At 68.1% G+C, this 22,097-nt stretch carries 20 protein-coding genes and 4 pseudogenes; 13 read left to right on the top strand and 11 right to left on the bottom strand.

From position 1 onward, the window contains the following. Positions 1-52 precede the first annotated feature (52 nt). The 3 genes from BW737_RS13800 to BW737_RS13790 all read right to left on the bottom strand — a co-directional run bounded on the left by BW737_RS13800 (position 53) and on the right by BW737_RS13790 (position 2,408). Entirely contained in the window at positions 53-775 is a 723-nt protein-coding gene (locus BW737_RS13800; protein ID WP_099330392.1) for a hypothetical protein, read from the bottom strand. Positions 776-1,655: 880 nt separating this feature from the next. After that, a complete protein-coding gene (locus BW737_RS13795; RefSeq protein ID WP_143233399.1) occupies positions 1,656-1,970 on the bottom strand; it encodes a hypothetical protein in 315 nt (104 codons plus the stop codon). Between the two features lie 129 nt (positions 1,971-2,099). Further along, positions 2,100-2,408 (bottom strand): hypothetical protein, encoded by a 309-nt coding sequence (locus BW737_RS13790; protein ID WP_143233398.1) that lies wholly within the window; start codon positions 2,406-2,408, stop codon positions 2,100-2,102. A 143-nt stretch (positions 2,409-2,551) separates the two neighbouring features. Here BW737_RS13790 and BW737_RS13785 point away from each other — a divergent pair, with 143 nt between their 5' ends. Both BW737_RS13785 and BW737_RS13780 read left to right on the top strand, forming a co-directional pair. Further along, positions 2,552-3,313 carry a hypothetical protein gene (locus tag BW737_RS13785; RefSeq protein ID WP_143233397.1) on the top strand — a complete coding sequence of 254 codons (762 nt, stop codon included), beginning with the start codon at positions 2,552-2,554 and terminating at the stop codon, positions 3,311-3,313. A 178-nt stretch (positions 3,314-3,491) separates the two neighbouring features. Continuing rightward, positions 3,492-4,895, top strand: coding sequence for a sodium:proton antiporter (locus tag BW737_RS13780; protein WP_086614430.1), 1,404 nt, complete (start codon positions 3,492-3,494; stop codon positions 4,893-4,895). Between the two features lie 69 nt (positions 4,896-4,964). Here the strand turns inward: BW737_RS13780 and BW737_RS13775 are convergent, their stop codons facing one another. Further along, positions 4,965-6,899 carry a subtype A tannase gene (locus tag BW737_RS13775; RefSeq protein ID WP_086614429.1) on the bottom strand — a complete coding sequence of 645 codons (1,935 nt, stop codon included), beginning with the start codon at positions 6,897-6,899 and terminating at the stop codon, positions 4,965-4,967. Positions 6,900-7,187: 288 nt separating this feature from the next. Further along, the gene (locus tag BW737_RS13770) at positions 7,188-8,327 is read right to left on the bottom strand and encodes a DUF3097 domain-containing protein (protein WP_420835759.1); all 1,140 of its coding nucleotides are present in this window, start codon (positions 8,325-8,327) and stop codon (positions 7,188-7,190) included. A gap of 174 nt (positions 8,328-8,501) precedes the next feature. Between BW737_RS13770 and hrcA the strand changes: the two are divergent. Next, positions 8,502-9,565 (top strand): annotated as a pseudogene (gene hrcA, locus BW737_RS13765) (heat-inducible transcriptional repressor HrcA). A 53-nt stretch (positions 9,566-9,618) separates the two neighbouring features. Next, positions 9,619-10,739 (top strand): annotated as a pseudogene (gene dnaJ, locus BW737_RS13760) (molecular chaperone DnaJ). Between the two features lie 61 nt (positions 10,740-10,800). Here dnaJ and BW737_RS13755 read toward each other — a convergent pair. Then, positions 10,801-11,523, bottom strand: a complete 723-nt coding sequence (locus BW737_RS13755) for a YggS family pyridoxal phosphate-dependent enzyme (RefSeq protein ID WP_420835762.1) — start codon at positions 11,521-11,523, stop codon at positions 10,801-10,803. A 148-nt stretch (positions 11,524-11,671) separates the two neighbouring features. On the opposite strand from BW737_RS13755, the gene BW737_RS13750 reads away from it, so the two are divergent. After that, on the top strand, positions 11,672-12,538 hold the full coding sequence (locus BW737_RS13750; RefSeq protein ID WP_086614426.1) for a 16S rRNA (uracil(1498)-N(3))-methyltransferase: 867 nt from the start codon (positions 11,672-11,674) through the stop codon (positions 12,536-12,538). Positions 12,539-12,547: 9 nt separating this feature from the next. On the opposite strand, the gene BW737_RS13745 is transcribed toward BW737_RS13750, so the two are convergent. Then, entirely contained in the window at positions 12,548-12,805 is a 258-nt protein-coding gene (locus BW737_RS13745; protein WP_086614425.1) for a hypothetical protein, read from the bottom strand. Positions 12,806-13,316: 511 nt separating this feature from the next. Between BW737_RS13745 and BW737_RS13735 the strand changes: the two genes are divergently transcribed. From BW737_RS13735 to BW737_RS13715, 5 genes are all read left to right on the top strand, one after another. Continuing rightward, positions 13,317-13,757 carry an alcohol dehydrogenase catalytic domain-containing protein gene (locus BW737_RS13735; protein ID WP_180272230.1) on the top strand — a complete coding sequence of 147 codons (441 nt, stop codon included), beginning with the start codon at positions 13,317-13,319 and terminating at the stop codon, positions 13,755-13,757. Further along, positions 13,703-14,581, top strand: a complete 879-nt coding sequence (locus tag BW737_RS13730) for a zinc-binding dehydrogenase (RefSeq protein WP_086614422.1) — start codon at positions 13,703-13,705, stop codon at positions 14,579-14,581. Before BW737_RS13735 ends, BW737_RS13730 begins: the two co-directional genes overlap by 55 nt. 66 nt (positions 14,582-14,647) lie before the next feature. Further along, positions 14,648-15,307: a TetR/AcrR family transcriptional regulator gene (locus tag BW737_RS13725; protein WP_086614421.1), complete on the top strand. Its 660-nt coding sequence runs from the start codon at positions 14,648-14,650 to the stop codon at positions 15,305-15,307. Between the two features lie 45 nt (positions 15,308-15,352). Beyond that, positions 15,353-16,186: an ABC transporter ATP-binding protein gene (locus tag BW737_RS13720; protein ID WP_180272229.1), complete on the top strand. Its 834-nt coding sequence runs from the start codon at positions 15,353-15,355 to the stop codon at positions 16,184-16,186. Then, positions 16,183-16,929 (top strand): ABC transporter permease, encoded by a 747-nt coding sequence (locus BW737_RS13715; RefSeq protein ID WP_086614420.1) that lies wholly within the window; start codon positions 16,183-16,185, stop codon positions 16,927-16,929. The genes BW737_RS13720 and BW737_RS13715 overlap by 4 nt, the downstream gene beginning before the upstream one ends. A 515-nt stretch (positions 16,930-17,444) precedes the next feature. Here the strand turns inward: BW737_RS13715 and BW737_RS18930 are convergent. From BW737_RS18930 to BW737_RS18915, 4 genes and pseudogenes are all read right to left on the bottom strand, one after another. Further along, on the bottom strand, positions 17,445-17,588 hold the full coding sequence (locus BW737_RS18930) for a Fic family protein (protein WP_257210864.1): 144 nt from the start codon (positions 17,586-17,588) through the stop codon (positions 17,445-17,447). Positions 17,589-17,611: 23 nt separating this feature from the next. Next, positions 17,612-18,097: an ATP-binding protein gene (locus tag BW737_RS18925; RefSeq protein ID WP_257210863.1), complete on the bottom strand. Its 486-nt coding sequence runs from the start codon at positions 18,095-18,097 to the stop codon at positions 17,612-17,614. A 48-nt stretch (positions 18,098-18,145) separates the two neighbouring features. Further along, on the bottom strand, positions 18,146-18,628 hold the full coding sequence (locus BW737_RS18920; RefSeq protein WP_257210888.1) for a hypothetical protein: 483 nt from the start codon (positions 18,626-18,628) through the stop codon (positions 18,146-18,148). A gap of 88 nt (positions 18,629-18,716) precedes the next feature. Beyond that, a pseudogene (locus BW737_RS18915) lies at positions 18,717-18,932 on the bottom strand (AlbA family DNA-binding domain-containing protein); the annotation flags it as partial. 209 nt (positions 18,933-19,141) lie between these two features. Here BW737_RS18915 and BW737_RS13705 point away from each other — a divergent pair. The 3 genes and pseudogenes from BW737_RS13705 (at position 19,142) to BW737_RS13695 (ending at position 22,081) form a co-directional block, all read left to right on the top strand. Then, a pseudogene (locus BW737_RS13705) lies at positions 19,142-20,310 on the top strand (PhoH family protein). Beyond that, the gene (gene ybeY, locus BW737_RS13700) at positions 20,307-20,765 is read left to right on the top strand and encodes an rRNA maturation RNase YbeY (RefSeq protein WP_086614419.1); all 459 of its coding nucleotides are present in this window, start codon (positions 20,307-20,309) and stop codon (positions 20,763-20,765) included. The pseudogene BW737_RS13705 and the gene ybeY overlap by 4 nt, the downstream one beginning before the upstream one ends. Beyond that, on the top strand, positions 20,762-22,081 hold the full coding sequence (locus BW737_RS13695) for a hemolysin family protein (protein ID WP_086614418.1): 1,320 nt from the start codon (positions 20,762-20,764) through the stop codon (positions 22,079-22,081). The genes ybeY and BW737_RS13695 overlap by 4 nt, the downstream gene beginning before the upstream one ends. Positions 22,082-22,097: the final 16 nt, after the last annotated feature.

Raw genomic sequence — 22,097 nt, 5'->3', positions numbered from 1 at the left:
CTCTCTACTGATTTGCTGATAGTCGTTACTGGATGTGAGTTGCGACGGTGACTTAGAGGCGGCCTTTTACGAGGTCGGACACCTTGAACCTCCTTATCGCCGCCATGCCGACGCCATAGGTGGTCAGTAGTACGGCGGCGGATGCGGACATGTATCGCAGGAACAGGGTGCGAACCAGGACTCCATTCATCTCGGGAACTGTTAACGCGAGAACAACGGTGGCGGTGAGACCCGCCCCCAGCATTATTAGCGTGGGTCTGCCGGTAGTGGTGTACCAAATGCGATTATCGGGGTAGCCGTGCAATGATAGTACTCCGAGTCGCCTGCCTGACCGTGTTACCGTGGCGGGGATCAGCGTTGCGGCGATCAGTGTCAATAGGTAGGGCGCGTACAAGAAGAACCTGGATGCGGTCGTTCGTGACTGGCCGTTGTTGATCTCGGACGGATCCAGCGGGTTCAAGTCGGTGGGTGTGTACTCCTCTCCGCTCAGGTCTGTGAGTGCTCCGGCAACGAGTTGAAGAAAATGGTCTCGAGCGTCTCGCGTAGGCGCCTCGACGGTGTAAGTGCCCTCGGCGGGCAGCCTGTTATAGGCGGCCTCGAGAGGCTCGATGCTGAGATCGTATCGCCTCGCTACGACATTCGGCACGCCCACCACTCCGGGCATGGTCGGTTCTGTGGTAGTGGCGGTCTGTCCGTGCCGCAGGCCGGATGCGGAGGGCCAGGTGCCGTGGCTCAGCTTGATGATGTGGAATAGTTGCGTGTCTTGGGTGCCCAAGTAAATGTAGTAGTGGATATGCCTGCGATCGCGCCCGGCGGAATCGATTGACGTTCTCAGGCGTTGACTCCCGACTCGGTGGCTGCTGTTGAGAGCGTTTCAAGTGCCTCCTCGGGTTCCGCGACATCGACTGCCGTCGGCCATTCGAACGTTGTTCCTATTCGTTCGGCCGCGTGCAGGTGTTGCTGCTCCTGATTGCGTGTGTAGTCGACTGTGGTTGATGTTGGTATCAAGACCATGATGAGGGCCAGGATGGCGTATAAGGACGTTCGCATGGTTCTCGTCCAGGTGCTACCTTGCGTGGTTAGGAGTAATCGGACGGTCGATGCGGTGGATGGTCAGTTGACTGCCGCTCGCTCCGGCCGTTTGTCTGCTTGTCAGTAAGTATCCCAGTAGACGTTGCAGCGCAGTGAGGTGTCTTTAGAGTTAGTTCCATGTTCCGCCTCCGACGAGGCGGCTCGTAGCTGCTGCGGGCATGATGAGATTAGCAACTGCCGGTGCAACCCCGCTCGTGGGGGACGCTGTGCGATGCGCAGTAGTGATTATGGTTGCTGCCGCGGTGCTGTTGATTTCGGTGGCGACGCTTGCGGTAGTGTTTCCGGCCGCAAGGATCATGCCAAGGACCGCGATGGCGATGGCACGCGTCAGCCCGGTACGCATTGTTGCTCCTCATGAATCTCACTTGGTGTCCGATTCAGGGTGTGATCGATCCGTTCGCGGAACACGCCGACACGGGCGTTAGCTTAGACATGCCGGGTGTGGTCGTCAACACAAAAGTGTGGTGAGTGCATGTTGCGAGGTACTAGCCGTCATCCGCGAATGTATTGCCGCATGCCTGGGGATGTGGGACGAGCCGAAGAGATGATCCAGTAGCCGATCGCTACTGGATCATCTCTTCCTGCACCAGCCGAAGCGTTGGTCTCTCGACGGTTCCGTCGGCCGATGCGCCACCGCCGTCGGCGGGTACCAGGAGCTGGCCGAAGGCGAAGGCGGAGAGGTCTCCTGGACGCTGGCCGATGAATACGGCCCAGCGTGCGGCCGAAACCTGCTCGCGGCGGAGCTGGTCGGCCAGGTGTGCGAGTGCTCGCGCGGTCGCCATCACCGAGAGCCCAAAGCGTTCCTTGAGACGCAAGAGCAAACCGAGTGATGGAGCGAGGCCCGTGGATGCGCGCACCGAGTCGCGACGCAGCAGCAACTCGCCGGCGAATCGGTTCGTCTCCTCCTTTAGCGCCCCTGTCAGTTGCTTCGCCTGTTCGGGTCGCCCCGTGCAGGAGCAGGTGGCCGAGTTCGCGTGCCAGGCGTACGCGGTCGGCAGCAATCGACATCAGCCGACGTCTTTGATTTCGAAGTTGACTGTCGCGGGCGGGAGGACGTCGGACAGATCTGTGCCCGCGCTCTCGAAGGTGCCGACCGACGGAAGAAGAATCCGTTGCTGCCAAGCGGTGATGAACCTCTCCGCGAAGGCTGACGGCAGCGACACCTCCATGTTCAGCACGCCGGTTTGAGAGTCGAAGTTGTACAGGAACACCCAGGTGCGAATACCGTCGAGGGTCGGGGGAACGGTGATCGGTATGAGGCTGAAGGCCAGTTGCCCCTGAGACGAGCATCCCAGCAACTCGGAGTTCGTGGTCACCTCGTTGGATCGGAACCTGCAACCGCGTGTCGTGCCCATGTGGTCGTTCCTGTTCGGTCTGCCCCCTCACCGCTCCACCGGCGTGGCGGTCTCCACAGTGTTTCGGCGGGACACGCAAGGTGTCGATTTGGCATCCTGGAGTCATGAGCACAGGCATGCCCGGTTATGGAGCACCCCAGAACAACGGTTACGGGAACTACGGAAACACCGGCCAGGGCAACGGTTATGGAGCCTCCCAGCCCTACGGTTACCCGTCTCCGGCCCAGCCCGCCATCACGGTCGGCGACGGGCTGTCATGGGCCTGGTCCCGCATCACCGACAACCCCGTGGTCCTGCTGGTCGGGTTCGGCCTTTGGACGGTGCTCACCGGTATTGGCGTGGAGGCGAGCTACACGGTCAATGGCGTCGAGCACAGCTACGGCCTGGGAATCCCCGGCGGCAACATCATCTCCTTGGCCGCCATACTGATCGGCCCCATCGCCTTGGCGCACGTGGGGATCCTGACGTCCTCCGGCCGCAAGGCGAGTTTCCGCGACGTCTTCACCTTTCCGAATTTCTTACAGGCCTTCCTTGCCATCCTCCTGTCGCGCTTGGCCATCCTGATCGGCACCATCTTCCTGATCATCCCCGGCATTATCCTGGGCTATCTGTTCAGCTTCGTTGCGTACGCCGCCGTCGAGCGCAACCTGGGGGTGACTGCCGCCATGCGCTACTCCATGCGCCTGTTGTCGGATAATGTCGGCCTGCTGTTGCCCTTCGCGCTGATCGGCTTCCTGCTGTACGTCGCCGGCGCGATCACCGTGATCGGCTGGATCATCACCGGCCCGCTAGTCGCGCTGATGACCACCTACGCCTACGTGCGCGTCCAGGGGCGGGACGTGGCTCGCTACCCGAGCCAGGGTTGACCTGCGTCGCGTCGTTGGCGCCCGCGGGGCCAGAACATCGGCGTGCTTCCGGTCACCTTGTGCCCGGGACGCGCCGATGTCTCGCGATGCGGGATGGATCTCGTCATAGGGTGGCGTTAGCGTCGTCGCATCTTTGATGGGGCGGCCCGCATACCGGCCCCGAACTTAGGAGTCTCACGTGCAGTTGCAGTGGTGGTCCATACTGCCCTTCGTCGTCATGCTCGCCTCGATCGCGGTGTTCCCACTGGTACCGGCGACCTCTCACTGGTGGGAGAAGAACTCCAGCCAGCTCACGGTCGCCCTGGTCCTGGGGCTCCCCGTCGCGGTTTGGATGTGGCTGGCCCTGGGCTGGGAGCCGGTATTCGGCGCCGTGGTGGAGTACATACAGTTCATTTCGCTGCTGCTGGCGCTGTTCGTCGTCTCGGGCGGCATCTTCCTGAAAGGTGACATTCAGGCCACCCCGCGCAACAACACGATCTTCCTGGCGATCGGCGCGCTGCTGGCGAGTTTCGTCGGCACCACCGGCGCCGCCATGCTGCTGATCCGTCCGCTGCTGAACACCAACCGCGAGCGCGAGTACCGCGTACACACCGTGCTGTTCACGATCTTCATGGTGGCCAACTGCGGTGGTCTGCTGACTCCGCTCGGTGACCCGCCGCTTTTCCTCGGCTTCCTGCGCGGCGTGCCCTTCACCTGGACCTTCAACCTGGCAGTCGAGTGGCTGTTCGTCAACGCCATGCTGCTCGCCAGCTACTTCGCCCTGGACACCTGGTACTACTCGCAGGAGCCCGCGGCCGACATCCTCGCGGACAAGACCGAGATCGAGCCCCTCGGACTGCGCGGTGCCTCCAACCTGATCTGGTTCGTAGTCATCATCGCCGCCGTCGCCTTCGCCCCCTCCATCGACGCCGAGGCCATCGAGGCGGGGCACGCCACCGTAATGGACTGGATCCCCGTGCGGGAGATCATCATGCTCGCCGCCGCAGGAGCCTCCTACAAGCTGGGTGACAAGCGCGCCCGTTTTGAGGACAACCAGTTCGAGTGGGGACCGATCGCCGAGGTCGCCGCCCTGTTCGTCGGCATCTTCCTGACCATGATCCCGGCACTGCGCTACCTGGACGAGATCGCCGGCAGCCTGCCGCTGAACGAGATCACCTTCTTCGTATTCACCGGCGGGCTGTCCTCCATGCTGGACAACGCCCCCACCTACGCGACCTTCTTCGAGATGGCAGGCCAGGTGGCTCACCCCGGCGGGGCCACGATTGCCGGCGTGCCCGAGTTGTACCTGCGCTCCATCTCGCTCGGCTCCGTGCTGTGCGGGGCGCTGACCTACATCGGTAACGGACCGAACTTCATGGTCAAGTCCGTCGCCGAGGCGCGCGACGTGGAGATGCCGTCCTTCGGCGGCTATATCGTTCGCGCCTACATGTATCTCGGGCCGATCCTGGTGGCCATGGTCCTGCTGTTCATCGCCGGCTCGCTGTGGGCGAAGCTGGTTGGCGTGATCATCGTGATCGCGCTGTTGGCCAACAACGCTCGGCTGCTGCGCTCCAGCCGCCGCCTGGCACTGGCCGACGCCTGACGACGCCACCCTGCCGACGACGTGCGGGCCCGGGCACCCTCTGGTGCCCGGGCCCGCACCACTGCTGCGTCAGGAGGCGGCCCGCTCGGCTACCCAGGAAATGAAGTTCTCCTCGCCGGTGCCGGTCAACTCGGCCATGGTGTGCCCCTGACCCCAGATCGTCCCGAAGTCCACCGACTGGCCGGCCGCCTGCAGCGCCAGCGCCAGGTTCACCTCCACCGTGCTGGCGGTGTCGCCCTGGGTGATGCCGGTGCGGATGCGCCAGTTGGGCGCCACCGTGGAGGTGCCGGCACCCTCATAGGCGCTGGACAGGAAGTACATGGGGTTGTACATGTGCTCGCGGGTGAGCACGTCCATCCCCTGCGCGTCGGTCTGTGCGAAGTCGGAGTCGTAACCGTCCGCGCCGTAGTCGTCGGACCAGTTGGTCAGCGAGGCATAGGTGTCCTGATTGGCGGAGATAACGTCGCGGGAGAGCTCGGAGAAGTGTAGCGTGGTGTCTCCAACCCCCAGGACCGTGTTCTCGGTCTGGCCGCGGTCGACGCCGTCGAGTGCGCCCACGTCCTTGGTCGCCGTCTTCTGACTGGTGACGAAGCCCTCCAGCCCGGTGACCGTGGCCGTGTTGGTCGAGGAGTCGTAGGAGACCCAGGCAACGTCCTCGTTCAAGGCGGCGATGTAGTCCTCCACGGTCTCATAGGTGACCGACTCGGATGAATCCGTCGAGGAACCATCCCCGGGGCCGCCCGCACCGGAGGTGGCGCCCCCAGGACCGCCGCTCGCGCCGTCCGTCGGGGCGCCGTCGGGGGCCTCGCCGTCTCCAGGGGACCCGGAGGGGAGCGCAGAGGCGTCGCCATCCGCCCCGTCGGGGCTGCCGGCACCGCCCTCGGGTGCGCCGGAGCCACCCTGGGACTCCATGCCGGCCATCTCGGTGCTGTTGGGCGTATAAGGGAACTCGGTGTTGGCCAGGAAGTCGTTCAGGGACTGCTCGACCACCGCGACCATATGGTCGTAGTAGGAGCCGGCCAGGTACTGCCCGCCCTCGGACTCCTCCAGCGTCAGGGTGTTGCCATCGGCGTCTACCAGCCCCAGGCCGTTGAGGTAGCCGGCGTAGGCGGCAGCCAGATCCTGGGAGTAGGCCTGCGTCCAGGTGCCCTCCGCGCGGGTGTCGGTGGTGGCGAACTGGCCCATGTTCCACTCGTAGGCGGCATTGGCGGCGTCCAGGCTGGTGATCGGGCACCAGCACATGGCGCCGGCGATCGCATCGGATAGGGCAGCGCCGTCGGTGTCGGTGGTGGCCGCGCCGAGCGCCTCCAGGTAGGGGGTGTACAGGGCGGAGTCACCGGAGGCCCCCATCACGGCGGACTGGGCGCCGCCGCCGGAGTGGCCGAACACGTACATCTGTTCCGGGTCGCCGGGCAGGGCGGCGGAGTTGTAGCGCAGGTAGCGCACCGCCGCCTTCAGGTCTGTCACGCCCCAGGGTGCGTTACCGGGGGCCGCGTCGGTGGTGGAGTCCTTGCCGCGCAGTCCCGCCTGCACGTAGATGAAGCCGGCCTCCATGTAGGCTGAGACCGTGTCATAGGAGTACTCGCTGGGCGGCTGCTGGGCCGCGTAGCCGGGGGTGTTGACCGGCAGCACGATCGGCGCCGTCGCCGCCGTCCAGCCGCCGACCGCGCCGTCGGAGGCGACTTCGGCGGTGAAGGTACCGTCGCCGTTGTCGGTGGCGGACAGGTAGGCGCCGGGCACGAAGACGCCCAGGGTCTCGTAGCTGGTGTCCTGTGGGGAGGCCACGTAGGACAGGCCCAGCTGGTAGTACACGTCACCGTCGGCGTCATAGTTCCAGGCGGCGGAGTCAAGCGTGAGAGAGGCGTCGGTGGTCGCTGCCGGTGTGGCGGCGGTCGAGCCGCTGGCGGAGTTTCCCGAGTCGTCGGAGCAGGCGGCCAGGCCCGCGGCCCCGAGCAGTGTCGCCACCGGCACCGCTCCCATGAGTGTGCGTCGCGAGAGCATCATCGTCGGATTCCTTCCAGTAGGCGTCAGGGTGACGGACAGGATGCAACCGTTCCTGCCTGTGCGACAACTGAAGACCGTGCTGTGAACCGCTTGTGAGAGCGCCGTGCCGGCGCCGTCGACTATGTGGGATAGACAGCCGCAGCGCGTGGCCGGTCCGGCCGAACCCGGGGAGAAACGCGCTGCGGCCAGGAAGGTGCCCGCACCCGCGCTGCGTTGCCCTGGCGGATCGGCCTGGGAACCTCTACCGACTTCGGTACGTAAGCTCTACCTACTCGCGCACAGGCGCCTTCAGCGGGTGCCGGGGGCGGTAACGAAGTCGATCAGCTCTTCCATGCGCCCCAACAGACTCGGCTCCAGATCCTTGTAGGAGCGCACCGTCGTCAGGATCCGCTGCCAGCCGCGGGCGATGTCAGCCTGGTTGGCGTGCGGCCACCCCAGTGCCTCCAGCGTGCCGTGCTTAATGTCCGTGCCGCGGGGAACCTGCGGCCAGGCCTGCAGACCCACGCGCTCGGGCCTAACCGCCTGCCATACGTCCACATACGGGTGTCCCAGGATCAGTACGTTCTCGCCGCCGGGCATGGCCCGCACGTGCTCGGCGATGCGCGACTCCTTCGAGCCGGGCACCAGATGATCCACGAGCACGCCCGCCCGCCGCTCGGGCGAAGGGCCGAACTCGGCCATAACCTCCTCGAGGTTGTCGACCCCATCGAGCATGAGCACGACCACGCCCTCATGACGCAGGTCGTCGCCCCACACCTTCTCCACCAGCTCGGCGTCGTGCTTGCCCTCGACCCAGATGCGCGAAGCCCGCGCCACCCGGGCCCGCTCGCCCTCGACGACGTAGGAGCCCGAGGCGGTGAGCCTGCGCCCGCCGGCGCTGACCGGCCCGGCGGGAGGACGCTTGCGCGGGGCCGGCGCCTCCACGATCACGGGCCGACCCTCCAGCCAGAAGCCCGGTCCCAGTGGGAAGGCGCGGCGCACGCCCCGTCTGTCCTCCAGCACCACCAGATGCTTGCCGCCCGACTTCTCCACGGCCACCGCCGCCCCCACGAACCCGGTTTGGCGGTCTTCCAAGACCATGCCGCGGGTAACCGCCACGTGTACGGACTCTGGTCGCACCGCCGTCGGACCCACCCGGTGCGGATCGACCGCCAGCACATCTCCGCCATAACGGTTGCTCACCGAAGGGCGCGCGGGCGGGGGAGTGGGGCCAGCCTTCCGGCCGCCACGGCCCGTCGCGGACCGTCCGGGGGACGCGGCGGCCCCGACCTTTCCCTCCGGATCGGCTTGACGACGCGCGGCGGCCTGCTGGCGGGCCGCCTGCTCGCGCAGGGCCCGACGGCGTGCCGCCGTCGCCCCGGGCACGACGCCGCTACGGGTGCCGGAGGTGGGTTGGGAGCCGGAACGGCGGGGCGGGGGCGTGTTCACTCAGGGCACGGTAGGGGAAGGTCACGCCCTCGGCCCTGATTACGCGCCGCGGCGCGGCGTAGGATGGCACTCGCGACCCGGGAGTGCTAACGGTGCCGGCCAACCCGACGGCGCATTAGCCAGCGGGCGCTGCGGCACCCCGCACGCCCACCGCGGACGAGGAAGGAGAACCCCATGTCGGACGATCGCCGGCTGAAGGTGTTGTCCGCCATCGTCACCGACTACGTGCGCACCCGCGAGCCGGTCGGCTCGCGCGCCCTGGTGGAGCGCTACCGGCTGGGTGTTTCTCCCGCCACCATCCGCAACGATATGGCCACTTTGGAGGACGAGGGCTACATCCACCAGCCTCACACCAGTGCCGGCCGCGTCCCAACCGAGAAGGCTACCGCCGCTTCGTCGACGAGGTCGCCCGCATCAAGCCCCTGTCCGCCCCCGAGCGGGCCGCCATCAACGCCCTGCTGTCCGGGGCCGTCGACCTGGAGCAGGTGGTCGCCCGCACCGTGCGCGTACTGGCCCAACTGACCGGTCAGCTGGCCGTCGTCGAGTACCCCAGCCTGCGCCGCACCACCCTGCGTCACCTGGAACTGGTAGCGCTGGGGCCTACCCGCCTGCTGATGGTTATCATCACCGACACCGGTCGCGTCGAGCAGCGCACGGTGAGCCTGTCCGGCCACGGCCCGAACGGACTGGTGGACCCGGCCGTCTTGGAGCGACTGCGCCTGCGGCTGAACACCGCCCTGGTCGGGCACCGCGCTGCCGAGGTGGTCCCGGTGCTCGCCGCCCTGGCCGAGCAGGCGCCTGCAGATGAGCGCACCGTCCTGGCCGCCGTCACCGACGAACTGGTCGCTGCCCTACGGCCCGACGCCGAGGAACGCATCGTCGTCGCCGGCACCGCCAACCTCGCCCGCTCACTGGACTTCACCGCCATCGGCACACTCCTGGACGCGGTTGAGGAACAAGTGGTGCTGCTGCGCCTGTTCACCTCCGAGGACGCCGCCCACCGCGACGACGTCGACGACACGGGGACCACCGTGCGCATCGGCTCGGAGACCCACGAGGACGCCCTGGCCGAGGCCTCCGTCGTCTCCGCCGCCTACGGTCCCGGCGACGCCGTCGCCCACCTGGGCGTTATCGGCCCCACCCGCATGGACTACCCGGCCACCATGGCGGCCGTACGCGCCGTCGCCCGCTATCTGTCCCGGTTCCTGACCGGGGCGGGGAGCAGCATGCCGAACTGAACCGTCCCGCCGAGAATTCGACACCACTCCACCACGAAGGAACACCAGCAAGCGTGAGCGACTACTACGACGTCCTGGGCGTCACCCGCCAGGCCACCGCCGAGGAGATCAAGAAGGCCTATCGCAAGAAGGCCCGCCAGTTGCACCCCGACGTCGCCGGCCCGGGGCACGAGGACGAGTTCAAGAAGGTCTCCACCGCCTACGAGGTGCTCTCGGACTCCGAGAAGCGCAAGATGTATGACCTGGGCGGCGAGGACGCCCTGCACGGCAACAACGGCTTCGGCGGCGGCTTCACCGGAGACTTCGGCAGTTTCTCCGACCTGTTCCAGCAGGCCTTCTTCGGCGGCGCCGCCACCCGCGGCCCGGCCTCCCGCACCCGCCGCGGCCAGGACTCACTACTGGCCTTGGACGTGGACCTGGCCGAGGTCGTCTTCGGGACCACCAAGACCGTGACCATGGACACCTACGTCGTCTGCGAGACCTGTCACGGCTCCTGCTGCAGCCCCGGCACCTCCCCGGTGACCTGCGCGGAGTGCAACGGGCAGGGCTCCGTCCAGCGCATGCAGCGCTCCCTGCTCGGCAACGTGGTCACGTCCACGCCCTGCCCACGCTGCCAGGGGTACGGCACCGTCATTGCCTCGCCCTGTAAGGACTGCGACGGTGAGGGCCGCAAGCACGTGCGTACCCCGATCGACATCAACATCCCCGCCGGGGTGTCGACCGGTACTCGCATTCGCATGGGTGGGCGCGGTGAAGCCGGCCCCGCCGGAGGACCCAACGGCGACCTGTACGTGGAGATCCACGAGAACGAGCATGACTCCTTCACCCGCGAGGGCGACGACCTGTACACCGAGCTGCGCGTGCCCATGACCGCCGCCGCCCTAGGAGCCACCTTCCGCTGGAGACCTTCGACGGCGAACGCAATGTCTCTGTGCGCGCCGGCACCCAGGGTGGGGACGAGATCGTCCTGTCGGGCCTGGGCGTGGGGCGGCTGCGTCGCCCCGGCCGTGGTGACCTGCGCGTGCAGATCGTGGTGGAGACCCCCACCCGCCTGGACGAGCGGCAGCGCGGACTGCTGGCGGAGTTGGCCTCCCTGCGCGGGGAGGACGGCTACGCACCGCCCAAGGACGAGTCCGTCATGGGCAAGCTCAAGGAGAAGTTCTCCGGTCGCTGAGGTGCCGCTCACGGACGCGCCGCGCAGCCGGTCGTGTCCGGGCAGGGCCCGCAGCGGGCTGTCAGGCGCCGTTCGTGGGCCAGTACAGTGAATCTGGGGTGGGGCGTGCTCCGAAGATCGCCTGTCCCACCCGCACGCAGGTGGAGCCGCCGGCGATGGCCAGCTCGAAGTCGCCACTCATACCCATGGACAGCTGCCCGTCGCCGACGGTGCCGGCCTGCAGTCCGGCGTCGCGCAGGGTGCGCATGATGCGGAAGCACTCGCGGACGCGTTCGGCATCGTCGGTGTGGGCGGCCAGTGTCATCAGACCGCGCACCCGCAAGGAGGAGTAGACCGGCAAAGCCGCCAGAAAGTCCGCCACGGCGTCCGGCTCCAGGCCGAATTTGGAGGCCTCCCCGGAGGAGTTGACCTGCACGTACACGTCCAGGCCGCGACCAGCCGCCTGCAGTCGCCGGTCCAGGGCCTCGGCCAGGCGCAGGGAGTCCAGCGCCTGGAACTCGTCCGCGAAGGCCGCCACATCCTTGGCCTTATTGGTCTGCAGGTGCCCGATCAGCGCCCAGTGGATGCCCAGGTCGGCCAGGTTGGTGGCCTTGCGCTTGGCCTCCTGCACCTTGTTCTCACCCATCTGGGTGATGCCGGCGGCGTGGGCGGCCCGCAGCCGCTCCTCGGGCACCGTCTTGGACACCGGCAGCAGCCGAATCTCGGCGGGGTTCCGGTCGGCGGCGTGGGCGGCGGCGTCAATGCGGGCACGCACGGCGGCCAGGTTGCGGCGGAAGTCTTCCACGGTGGTGGCGGTGGGGGCGGCTGATGCCTGCACGGCCGGTTCGGATCCTGGGGCGGGCGGCCGGGGGGACGGGAGGGACGATGGATCGGTCATGTTCCGTGACGCTAGCACCGCGGCACCAATGGGCCGGGAACCGTACCCTGTAAGGGTGACTGCGCCCGTCTTCCTCATCACACCCGAAACACTCGAACCCGCCGGGGCGGCTGCCACCGCCACGTCGGGGGCTCGACTCACGCTGACCGGTCCGGAGGCGCATCATGCGGTTTCCGTGCGGCGCCTGCGTCCGGGGGAACGTGTTGACCTGGTGGATGGACGAGGCCTGCGCCTGCTGTGTGAGGTGACCGACACGGCCGCCGACGGTGGACGGCGGGAACGCCTGGGCGTACAGGTGGTGGAGCGGGTCCAGGAGCCCGACGCGGGGCTGACGCTGGTGCTGGTGCAGGCTCTGGCCAAGGGCGGACGGGATGAACAGGCGATAGAGACCGCCACCGAGGTGGGTGCGGAACTGGTGGTGCCCTGGTGGGCCGAGCGCTGCGTGGCGGTGTGGCGCGGCGTGAAGGCCGCCCGTGGGCGTCAGCGTTGGCAGGCCGCCGCGCGGGAGGCCGCCAAGCAGGCGCGTCGAGCCCGCGTGCCCGAGATCGCGGAGCTGCACACCACCGCCGAACTGGTCGACTGGACGCGCCGGGTGCGCGCTGCTGGTGGGATGGTGTTGATCCTGCATGAGGAGGCAACCCGGCCGATCAGTGAGGTGGTGTTGCCGGAGGCAGCACGAGTGGACGTTGCGTCGTCGGAACCGGTTGGCGCGGCCGGGGACGACCCGCAGGGGCATGCGGGCGAGCCTCCGGTGCTCGCAGTCGTCGTCGGGCCCGAGGGCGGAATCAGCGACGCGGAGGTGGGGGCGCTGGAGGACGCCGGGGCGACCATGGTGCGCCTGGGGCCGCATGTGCTGCGCACGGCGTCGGCCGGGCCGGTCGCGCTCGCGGTCCTCGCCCAGCGCGCCGGCCTGTGGGGGTGAGAGGGGTCGCTAGCGGGGGGACGAGTGGCCGAAGCGCTTGTGCGCGGCCTGCTTCGAGACGCCTAGGGCGGCGCCTATTACTGTCCATGACTCACCGGCGGCACGAGCGTCGGCGACGGCGCGAGCCAGCTCCTGTTCCGCATCGATAGCGTGTTTTTTCGCGGCGATAATGCGCCGGAAGTGCGTGGCGTCGCGTGATGGCGTGCCAGCCGGGTCGAGAGACTGTAGGCCGGCATCCGGAGAACTGGTCGTAGTTGTTCGCTGCATGGGAATTACTTCAGAAAGTCGTAGAACTTCGGCCGTAGACGGTCTGCATGGATTATGCGAGCCGGTGCGGCTGAGGAAACAGCGACCAACTCGAGCAGACTCGAATCCATTGCGGGACCAATCACGAGTAATCGTTCCTCCCCGTCATACTCGTACTCCGCCAGTCGCAGCGCGTTCTCCCAGGCGTGGACGACGTCATCGGCTGAGACACCGTGTTTGAGGACCGACCGAGTGACCCTCATCCGTCAACCTTACGTTGACGGATGAGGGTGGTTAAGGCTGCAGCGTACTGCGCATGCCGTCGTGCGCCTGTTTTGCTGATTTGCGAAGGATTCATGCCTGTAAGGTCGCATGCTCCACTGACATGAATTCGGGTGCATCGACGTCCTGCGCCGGGAGCGGGCTACGGGCGCGGCGATACGATGTTGGCGTACCGTGCAGGCGGCGGGGCGGGCGCGCCCGACGGCCCGCACATTGGCCTTGCTTGCCGCCGAACATTCAGGATAAGACCATGCCCGAGACCATGACCGCCCTACTGCTCGACCGTCCGGCCGGGCCCGACGAGCTCGCCGCAGCCATGCGCCTGGGGCGGCTGCCCGTCCCCGAGCCCGGTCCCGGCCAGGTCCGGCTGCGCGTGGAGGCGTGCGGACTAAACCCCGTGGACTGGAAGGTCGCTCGCGGCGGCAACCCGGCCTGGGCCCGGCCGCACATCCTCGGCCTCGATGTGGCCGGAGTCGTCGACGCCCTCGGCCCCGGCGTCGCCGCCCCTGCCGAGGACGGCGCCCCCGCGCTGCGCCCCGACCTCGCCGTCGGTGATCGCGTCGCCCTGCACCACGACCTGCGGCGTCCCGGCGGCCTGGCCCAGTACGTCGTCGTCGACGCACTCGCCTGGCACACGTGCCGGACGCGGTCCCAACCACTGACGCCGCCGCCCTTCCCTGCGCGGGCATGACCGCCTACCACGCCCTCACCCGCCGCCTGCGCCTGGCCGCCGGGCAGACCATTCTCATCACCGCCGGAGCCGGGGGAGTGGGTGGCTACGCCGTGCAGATCGCCCACCACCTCGGTGCCCGCGTGCTCTCCACCGCCTCGCCCGCCAAGGTGCAGGCAGTCCGCGCCCTCGGTGCCGACGAGGTCATCGACTACCGCGCCGCCGGCGGTCCCGACGCCGTCGCCGCGGCCGCTCGCGCGCTGACTCCCGAGGGACGCGGCGTGGACGCGGTGCTCGACACCCTCGACTCGGCCTCGGCCACCGCGAATCTGGGTGCGCTCGCCTTCAACGGCGGTCTGGCCTTCATCGGCGGGCGTCCCGATCTGTCGGCCGTCCCGGGATTCACGATCTCGCCCTCGATCCACGAGGTCTCCCTGGGCGCCGCCTACTCCGCCGGCACCGCCCGTGACCGTGCGGACCTGGCCGCCATGCTCGCCGAGCTGCTGGAACTGGCTGCCACCGGCCGGCTCGACACCCGCGTGGCCGAGGTAGTGCCGCTTGGCGCGGTGCCCGCCGCCTACGCCCGGCTCGCCCAGGGCCACCAGGCCGGCAAGCTCGTGTGCGACGTGGCGGGGCAGTCGGTTTGTGACTCTGGGATGGGCGTTTCCCGTGCAAGTGTGTCCATCCGCCGCCACTTTTACGCTACTGTCCACAACACGATTCACAGTTTTCCCTGTTCTGGAGCCGTTCTTGCCGAAGAGCCTGCTGCGCCGACATGTGAAAGTGGCGGCGGATGGACACTTTTGGAAACCGACGCCGGGTCGGCGGTGGCAGCGGTCTCTTGAAATCCGGCGGTAGGAGGAGCCCGAACGTATCCTTCGACTCATCAACAGTGGTGCAGGAGGGGCGAGATGAGCACGCGGGGTCGTAGACGGGCCGGAAGTCCGGATGCCCGGCAGGCAATTCTGGGTGCCGCCCGCGCCGCCTTCGCCCGCGACGGCTATAACGCCTCGCTGCGCGGTATCGCCCGCGCGGCCGGCGTCGACCCCGCCCTAGTGCACCACTACTTCCCGGAGCGCTCGCGCCTGTTCGTGGAGGCCGTCTATGACGGGCCGGACGGGCCCGCCATGGATCCTGCGGTACTGGACGAAGTGCGCCACCTGCCCGCATCCCGGCAGGGAACCGCACTGGTGCGCCTGTTCGTGACCCAGTGGGACCGCATGGGGGCGGACCGTTTCGCCGCAGTGGTGCGCGCTGCGCTTACCAACGAGGGTGTGATCGCCCGCATCCGGGACCTCGTGGTCGGTGCCCTGGTGACTCCGCTGGTCGAGCGTGTGGCGCCCGATCGGGTCCGGCTGCGGTCTCAGCTGATTGCCGGACACCTGGTCGGGCTGGGCATGACGCGCTGGATCGCCCGCCTTGACGCCGTCGCCGCCGCGGAACCGGATGAACTCGCCGCCGCCGTCGGTCCGGTGATCCAGCACTACCTGACCGGCGACCTAGGTGAACCGAGTGGTGGCTTTGCCGAGGACGTGGACGAGTCCACGGTGCAGGAGCGGCCCGCGGAGTGAGCCCTATTCCTTGTCCAGTGGCGAGGAACGCTCTATATTCATCACATGATGAAAAACGGGTGGGGTACGACGGCTGGCCGACCCGCTCCCAGCGGCGCCTATACGTCTGGGCCCGCCGTCCGCGTGCGCGGCCTGCGAGTCTCACGTGGCGGCCGCGAGATCCTCCACGGCCTCGACCTGGAGCTGGGCCCCGGTTCAATCACCGGCCTGCTCGGCCCCTCGGGCTGCGGCAAGACCACGCTGATGCGGGTGCTCGTCGGGGTACAGCGCTACGACGGTGAGGCGAGGGTCCTGGGGGAGCGGCCGGGCGCGCCCGCAGCACGCGGGAGGGTCGGCTACGTCACCCAGGCGGCGGCCGTATACCGGGACCTGACCGCCCGCCAGAACCTGCGGTACTTCGCCGCACTTGCAGGAGCGCGCGCCCGCGACCTCGAGGAGGTGCTGGACGCGGTAGGACTGACCGCGCTGGCCGACCGGCGGGTGAGCACCTACTCCGGGGGCGAGGTCGGCCGAGTCTCGCTCGCCTGCGCCCTGGTGGCCGGGCCGGAGCTGCTGGTGCTTGACGAGCCGACCGTCGGCCTGGACCCGCTGACCCGGAAGGGGCTGTGGAAGGTGTTCCGGAACCTGGCCGACGCGGGCGCGACCCTCCTGATCTCCAGCCACGTCATGGACGAGGCCTTCCGTTGTGACCGGGTGCTGCTCATGCGGGAGGGGCGCTTCTTGGCCTCGACTACTGCCGCCGAGCTCCTGGCGCGCACCGGCGCCGACACGCTCGACGCCGCCTTCCTCGATGTGGTCCGGCGGGCGGAGCGGATGGCGGCCGGCGCACAGGCGGGCGCAATCCCGGTGGGCGACCACAGCGGGGAGGAACGCCGGTGAACGCGCGCACCTACGCCGCCACCGTCCGCCGTGTGCTGGCACAGCTGGTGGCCGACCGCCGCACGCTCGGGCTGATCATGATCGTCCCCGCCGCGCTGCTGACCCTGCTGTACTTCGTCTACCACGACTATCCGCACGGCGAGCAGCTGTTCAACCGGATCGCGGTGGCCATGATGGCGATCCTGCCGATGCTGGTGATGTTCTTGGTCACGAGTGTGGCCATGCTGCGCGAGCGCTCTTTCGGGACGCTGGAGCGGCTGTGGACCACGCCGCTGCACCGCGCCGACCTGCTGCTCGGCTACGCCACCGCCTTCACCGCCACGGCGGCGGGGCAGTCCCTGGTGCTGTGCACGGTGGCGACCTGGTGCCTGGGTGTGGAGATCGCCGCCTCCTGGAGGTGGGTGGTGCTGGCCGCGCTGGTGGTCGGCTTCCTGGGCGTGGCGCTGGGGCTGTTCGTCTCCGCCTTCGCCCGCAGCGAGTTCCAGGCCGTGCAGTTCTTCCCGGTGGTCATCGGCCCGCAGATCTTCCTGTGCGGGCTGCTGGTGGCCCGCGACCAGCTGCCGCGCGCGCTGGAACTGTGCAGCAATGTGCTACCGATGAGCTGGGCCGTCGAAGCCGTCGGCGAGCTGAGCGCGAATACCGCGCCGACCGCCGCGTTCGCCGCCGACCTGGGACTCGTTGCCGGGGCGGGAGTGGCGATCCTCGCCGTGGCCGCCCTGACCGTGCCGCGGCGGGTGCGGTAAGAAGCGGCTGCGGGCGGCGGCGTAGCTGGGGCGGTCGGGCTTATTGGCTCTCCTGATTGGGAGTGTGTTCGCGTTGCCACGTACCTGCTCGACGATGGAGGTAGCGATAATGGCCTACCCGGGCGGCGTCGTCCTCGCTTCTGTCGTGGGTCTGCACACTCGAGAAGCGAGCCCCGAGGATGAAACCGCGATACTGTGCGGATTTGATCTGGGGACCTGGTGTCATGACAGTGCTCCTGTGTGCAATGAGGAGTCGGTTGCACACGGGAGCGGCGCCACCCGATTTGGGACGAGAAGCGATTTTCGCGTGCTTCCAAGGAAAAACGGGTATCAATCAAGTTGGCTCGGACAGCTCCGGTGTGCGGACGCGCTGCGGCGATCCAGCCACGTCGGGCAATGTGCAGCATCGGACCGGGCCTGATGTCGCTCAGCTTGGCGCGCAAGCGCCGGCGGCCCCGATGTGGGCCGTCGGCTGTGGCTGGCGCCACCGACCACATCCTCAAGCCGGAAGAGCCTCATTCGGCATCTCCCGTGAGGGTGCTCAGGTAGGTGCGGCCGGCGTCGGTGATCCGGTAGCGCTGAAGGCGGCTCTGGGGATTGTCCGGGATCGTGCGTTCGACCAACCCGGCGCCGAGCAGAGGGTCGAGATGACGACGCACATTGCGCGCCTCGTTGCTCAGCCCTATTTGAGTAGGCTTAAGGGCCTATGTCTGATTGACTTGGTGACTCGACTTAGTGACTTGGTGCTCCGACATGGTGACTTGGTGCTCCGACTTGGTGACTCGACCCGCTCGCTTGGGAGACCGCCATCCGCGCCCGATTTGCTTGCTTGCTCACTGACCTTGGCCGGGTCGTGGCTGGGCACGTAGATCGTGACCCTCATACGGTCCTGGATCTCTTCGACCACGGGCTCGGGCAGGCCGGCCCCGGCCACCTGTTCGAAGACGCGCTGGACGCCGGTGCCCCACTGCTCCATGATCCCGGCTTCGCGGAAGACACGTGCGAGGGTGGGGTTGCGCGGGCGGGAGACGCGCCGCATGTCGTCGATGGTCGTGTTCGGCAGCAGCAGTCCCGGACTATCCACCTGGATGCGGCCGTCGTAGAAGCCGATGCGGATGGGCGTGCCGCGTTCCGCATAGGAGGCGTGCACGAGGGCGTTGACGATCACCTAGCGGATCGGCTCGATGGGGATCGAGTAAACATTCCGGCGCCGGACCTAGCCGAAGGCCGCGGTCTTATAGGCGTGCTTGAGCAGGAACTCCACGGCGAGGTCGATGGCCAGGGGCGTGGGTCCGTGAATCCCGGTCTGTTCGAAGATGTCGGCGCCGTGCGGGCCGCGCAGGCGCCCGCACTGGACCCAGGCGGAGGGGAGGAAGCGGGTGGGGTCGGGGCAGGCGGCGAGAATGCCTGCACTGGTGGGGACGATCTGTTCGCCCTGTTTGACGGCGAGGCCGAGTGCCAAAAGGTCGTCGACAGACGTGGTGCGTCCGCGCAGCTCGGAAAGGACCTGCAAATCGAGGTCCTCCACTGTGGCGCGTGGTTCGGGCAGGTCTGCGAAGGCGATACCGCGGGCGTTGCGTTCGAGTTCGGCCACCAGCGCCAGGTCCGCCTGCCGCGTGGTGGAACCGAGGCGTACGTAGACGCCGGCTTCCGCACCCTGGCTGGTGATGTGGTGAGGCCGACGGGTACTGAGCGGCACGTCTACGACGAGCACCGTCTTGTCTGCCGACGATCACCAGATCGATCGCCGGGACCAGCTGGGGTGAGATCCGGTCATCGATGAGGCTGGCCATGCGTTCCTTTTTGGCGAGCGGGTCTTCGACGCCCACCACCGTGCCATCGTCCGCAACACCGATGACGAGCCTCCCACCCGCCGAGTTCGCGAAGGCGACAATCGCCCGCAGCGGCCCGTCGGGTGAAAACAGGTCGCGCTTCAGCTCGAGGGTCTTGCCCTCGTTGATGGCGACGCGCCCTTCAGTTCCGAGAGTAAGGAACTCAGCCATTGGCTATATCCTGCGCCACACATACTCGTGCGCGCGGAGGCCTCGTCTCGCCGCGCAACCACCCGCTTCGCACTTACCGATCGCGCGCTTCGCTGCCGCTGAACAAAGGGACAACCCTAGCTCGATTGGAGCGCCGCGGTTGGGCAGCGTACCGACCTGGGCACGTAACGTCTACCGACCTCGGCACGTAGCTGCGGCTGGCCGGTAGCATGGACGCCAAGATGACGAATACGCCCATCACACCAGTAGCCGCTACGGCGGCGATGACCTCCTCAAATACCAGCAACTTGACCGCCAACCAGACCAACAACGCCGCCGGCCCCACCGGCCCGGCCGACGTCACCCGCACCCTGACCCTGCCCGACGACCTCGCCCCCGTCGCCCTGCTGGGCGCCCGCGACGAGGTACTGCGCGCCGTCGAGCGCGGCTTCCCCGACGTCAACGTCCACGTGCGCGGCACCACCGTGACCGTCACCGGCGCCGCCGCCCGCGTGGACGTCGTGATCGTGCTGCTGTCCGAACTGATCGACGTCGCCCGCGCCGGCACGCCCCTGACCGCCGACGCCGTCGACCGGGCCATCAGCCTGCTGGACGCCTCCGCCCGCCCCGCCGAGGTCCTCACCGACGAGGTCCTGACCACCCACGGGCGCTCCATCCGCCCCAAGTCGCTCGGCCAGAAGGCCTACACCGACGCCATAGAGAACTCCACCATCACCTTCGGCATCGGCCCCGCCGGCACCGGCAAGACCTACCTGGCCATGGCCAAGGCCGTCGACGCCTGGCCCGTCAGCGGATCTCCCGCATCATCCTCACCCGCCCGGCCGTGGAGGCGGGGGAGAATCTGGGCTTCCTGCCCGGCACCCTCACCGACAAGATCGACCCCTATCTGCGGCCCCTGTACGACGCCCTGCACGACATGCTCGACGCCGAGGCCCTGCCGCAGCTGATCGCCGCCGGCACCATTGAGGTCGCCCCGCTGGCCTACATGCGCGGGCGCACCCTCAACGACGCCTTTATCATCCTGGACGAGGCCCAGAACACCAGCCCCGAGCAGATGAAGATGTTCCTGACCCGCCTGGGCTTCGGCTCGAAGATGGTGATCACCGGGGATGTCTCCCAGATCGACCTGCCGGGCGGCCGTCCCTCCGGGCTGCGGGTGGTGCGCCGCATCCTCGACGGCCTGGACGACATCAGCTTCTGCGAGCTGACCGCCGCCGACGTGGTGCGTCACCGGCTCGTCGGCCAGATCGTCGACGCCTACGCCCGTTACGACGCCGAGCATGCCGACCGCGCCACTCGGCTCGGCGAGCCCGCAACCCGCCGCGACGGCGCCCGCCGTCGTACCCCCTCCGAATTCCGAGACAGGAACCGCCCATGACCACCGAGGTCATCAACGAGACCACCACGTCCATCGACGCCGCCGAGTTCGCCGCCCTGGCCGACCACGTGTTGTCCGCCATGCACGTGAATCCCTTGGCCGAGCTCAACATCCTGTTCATCGACCCCGAGCCCATGGCCGAGTTGCACGTGCGCTGGCTCGATCTGGAGGGGCCCACGGACGTGATGAGCTTCCCCATGGATGAGCTGCGCCCTGGCACCGCCGAGAACGAGACCCCGCCCGGCACCCTGGGCGACGTGGTGCTGTGCCCGCAGGTGGCCGCGAAGCAGGCCCTGGAGGCGGGCCACAGCGCCGTGGAGGAGATGCTGCTGTTGACGGTCCACGGCATCCTGCACCTGCTCGGCTACGACCACGTCGAGCCGGAGGAGAAGCAGGAGATGTTCGCCCTCCAGCGCACCCTGCTGCTTACCTTCCTGGCGGAGCGGGGCAAGTGACCACCCCGCCCACCGTCCTGCTGCTGCTCGCGGCGGTGGTCGTCCTCGGCTTCGGGATGGTGCTGTCGGCGGGGGAGGGGGCCCTGACCCGCATGACTCGCGCCGCCGCCGAGGACCTCGTGGAGGCCGGACGCCGTGGTGCCGAGAGGGTCGTGGTCCTGACCGCGAGGCGCGACCAGGTGCTCGGCACCCTCGCCGCCCTGCGTGCCGGCGTTGACATGCTGGCCGCGATCCTGGTGACTCTGGGCGTGGCCGGTCGCTTCGACCGGTGGTGGCAGGTGCTGCTGGTGGCCATCGCCCTGAACCTGGTGCTGCTCGGCCTGCTAGTGGGTGCCTCCCCCCGCTCGGCGGGACGCCGCAACCCCGAAGGCACCCTCCTGGCGCTGGCCGGCGTGCTGGAGCGGGTCGACGCCCTCGGGGCGCCCTGGCGCTGGCTTCGGTCCCGCTTCGGCCATACCTCCACCCGCACCGAAGCCGAGGCGCGCGCCGAGGTCACCGAGGACCTGCGCGAGATGATCGACGAGATCGGCGACTCCGAGACCATCGAGGACGAGGACCGCGAGATGATGCGCTCGGTGGTCGAACTCGGCCAGACACTCGTGCGTGAGGTGATGGTGCCTCGCACCGACATGGTCACCATAGACGAGCACAAGCCCGCCTCCGCCGCCATGCGCCTGTTCATCCGCTCCGGCTACTCGCGCGTGCCCGTGATCGGGGAGGACGCCGACGACGTGCGCGGCATCCTGTATCTCAAGGACGTGCTGCGGCGCCTATCCGAACACCCCGAGCACGAGGAGCGGCCGGTGGTCTCCTTCGTGCGCGAGGCCGTCTACGTGCCCGAAACCAAGCTCGCCGACGACCTGCTGCGGGAGATGCAGCTGGGACACTTCCACATCGCCCTGGCCGTCGATGAGTACGGTGGCATTGCCGGCCTGGTCACACTGGAGGACCTGCTGGAGGAGGTCGTCGGCGAACTCACCGACGAGCACGACCACGCCGAGCCGGTGGCCGAGGACCTGGGGGAGGGCATATTCCGCGTACCCGTCCGCCTGGGGCTGGACGCGCTCGGCGAACTATTCGACCTGGAGATCGAGGACGACGACGTCGACACCGCCGGCGGGCTGCTCACCAAGGCCATCGGCCGGGTGCCGCTGCCCGGCGCCAGCGGCGACGTGCAGGGCATCCACCTGGTGGCCGAGGAGGGCACCGGACGACGCCGCCAGGTCGCCACCCTGCTGGCCTCCCGCAGCGAGGCCGGCCCCGCCGCGCCGGCCCCGGCCGCCCCCGACCAAACCGAAGACTCAGAGGAATCTTAGAAGAGTGAGGCACAAG

Source organism: Actinomyces ruminis (assembly GCF_002154335.2).
Taxonomy (GTDB): domain Bacteria; phylum Actinomycetota; class Actinomycetes; order Actinomycetales; family Actinomycetaceae; genus Actinomyces; species Actinomyces ruminis.
The sequence above is the reverse complement of the archived record's forward strand: the minus strand, read 5'-3'. Positions and strand labels throughout refer to the sequence as shown.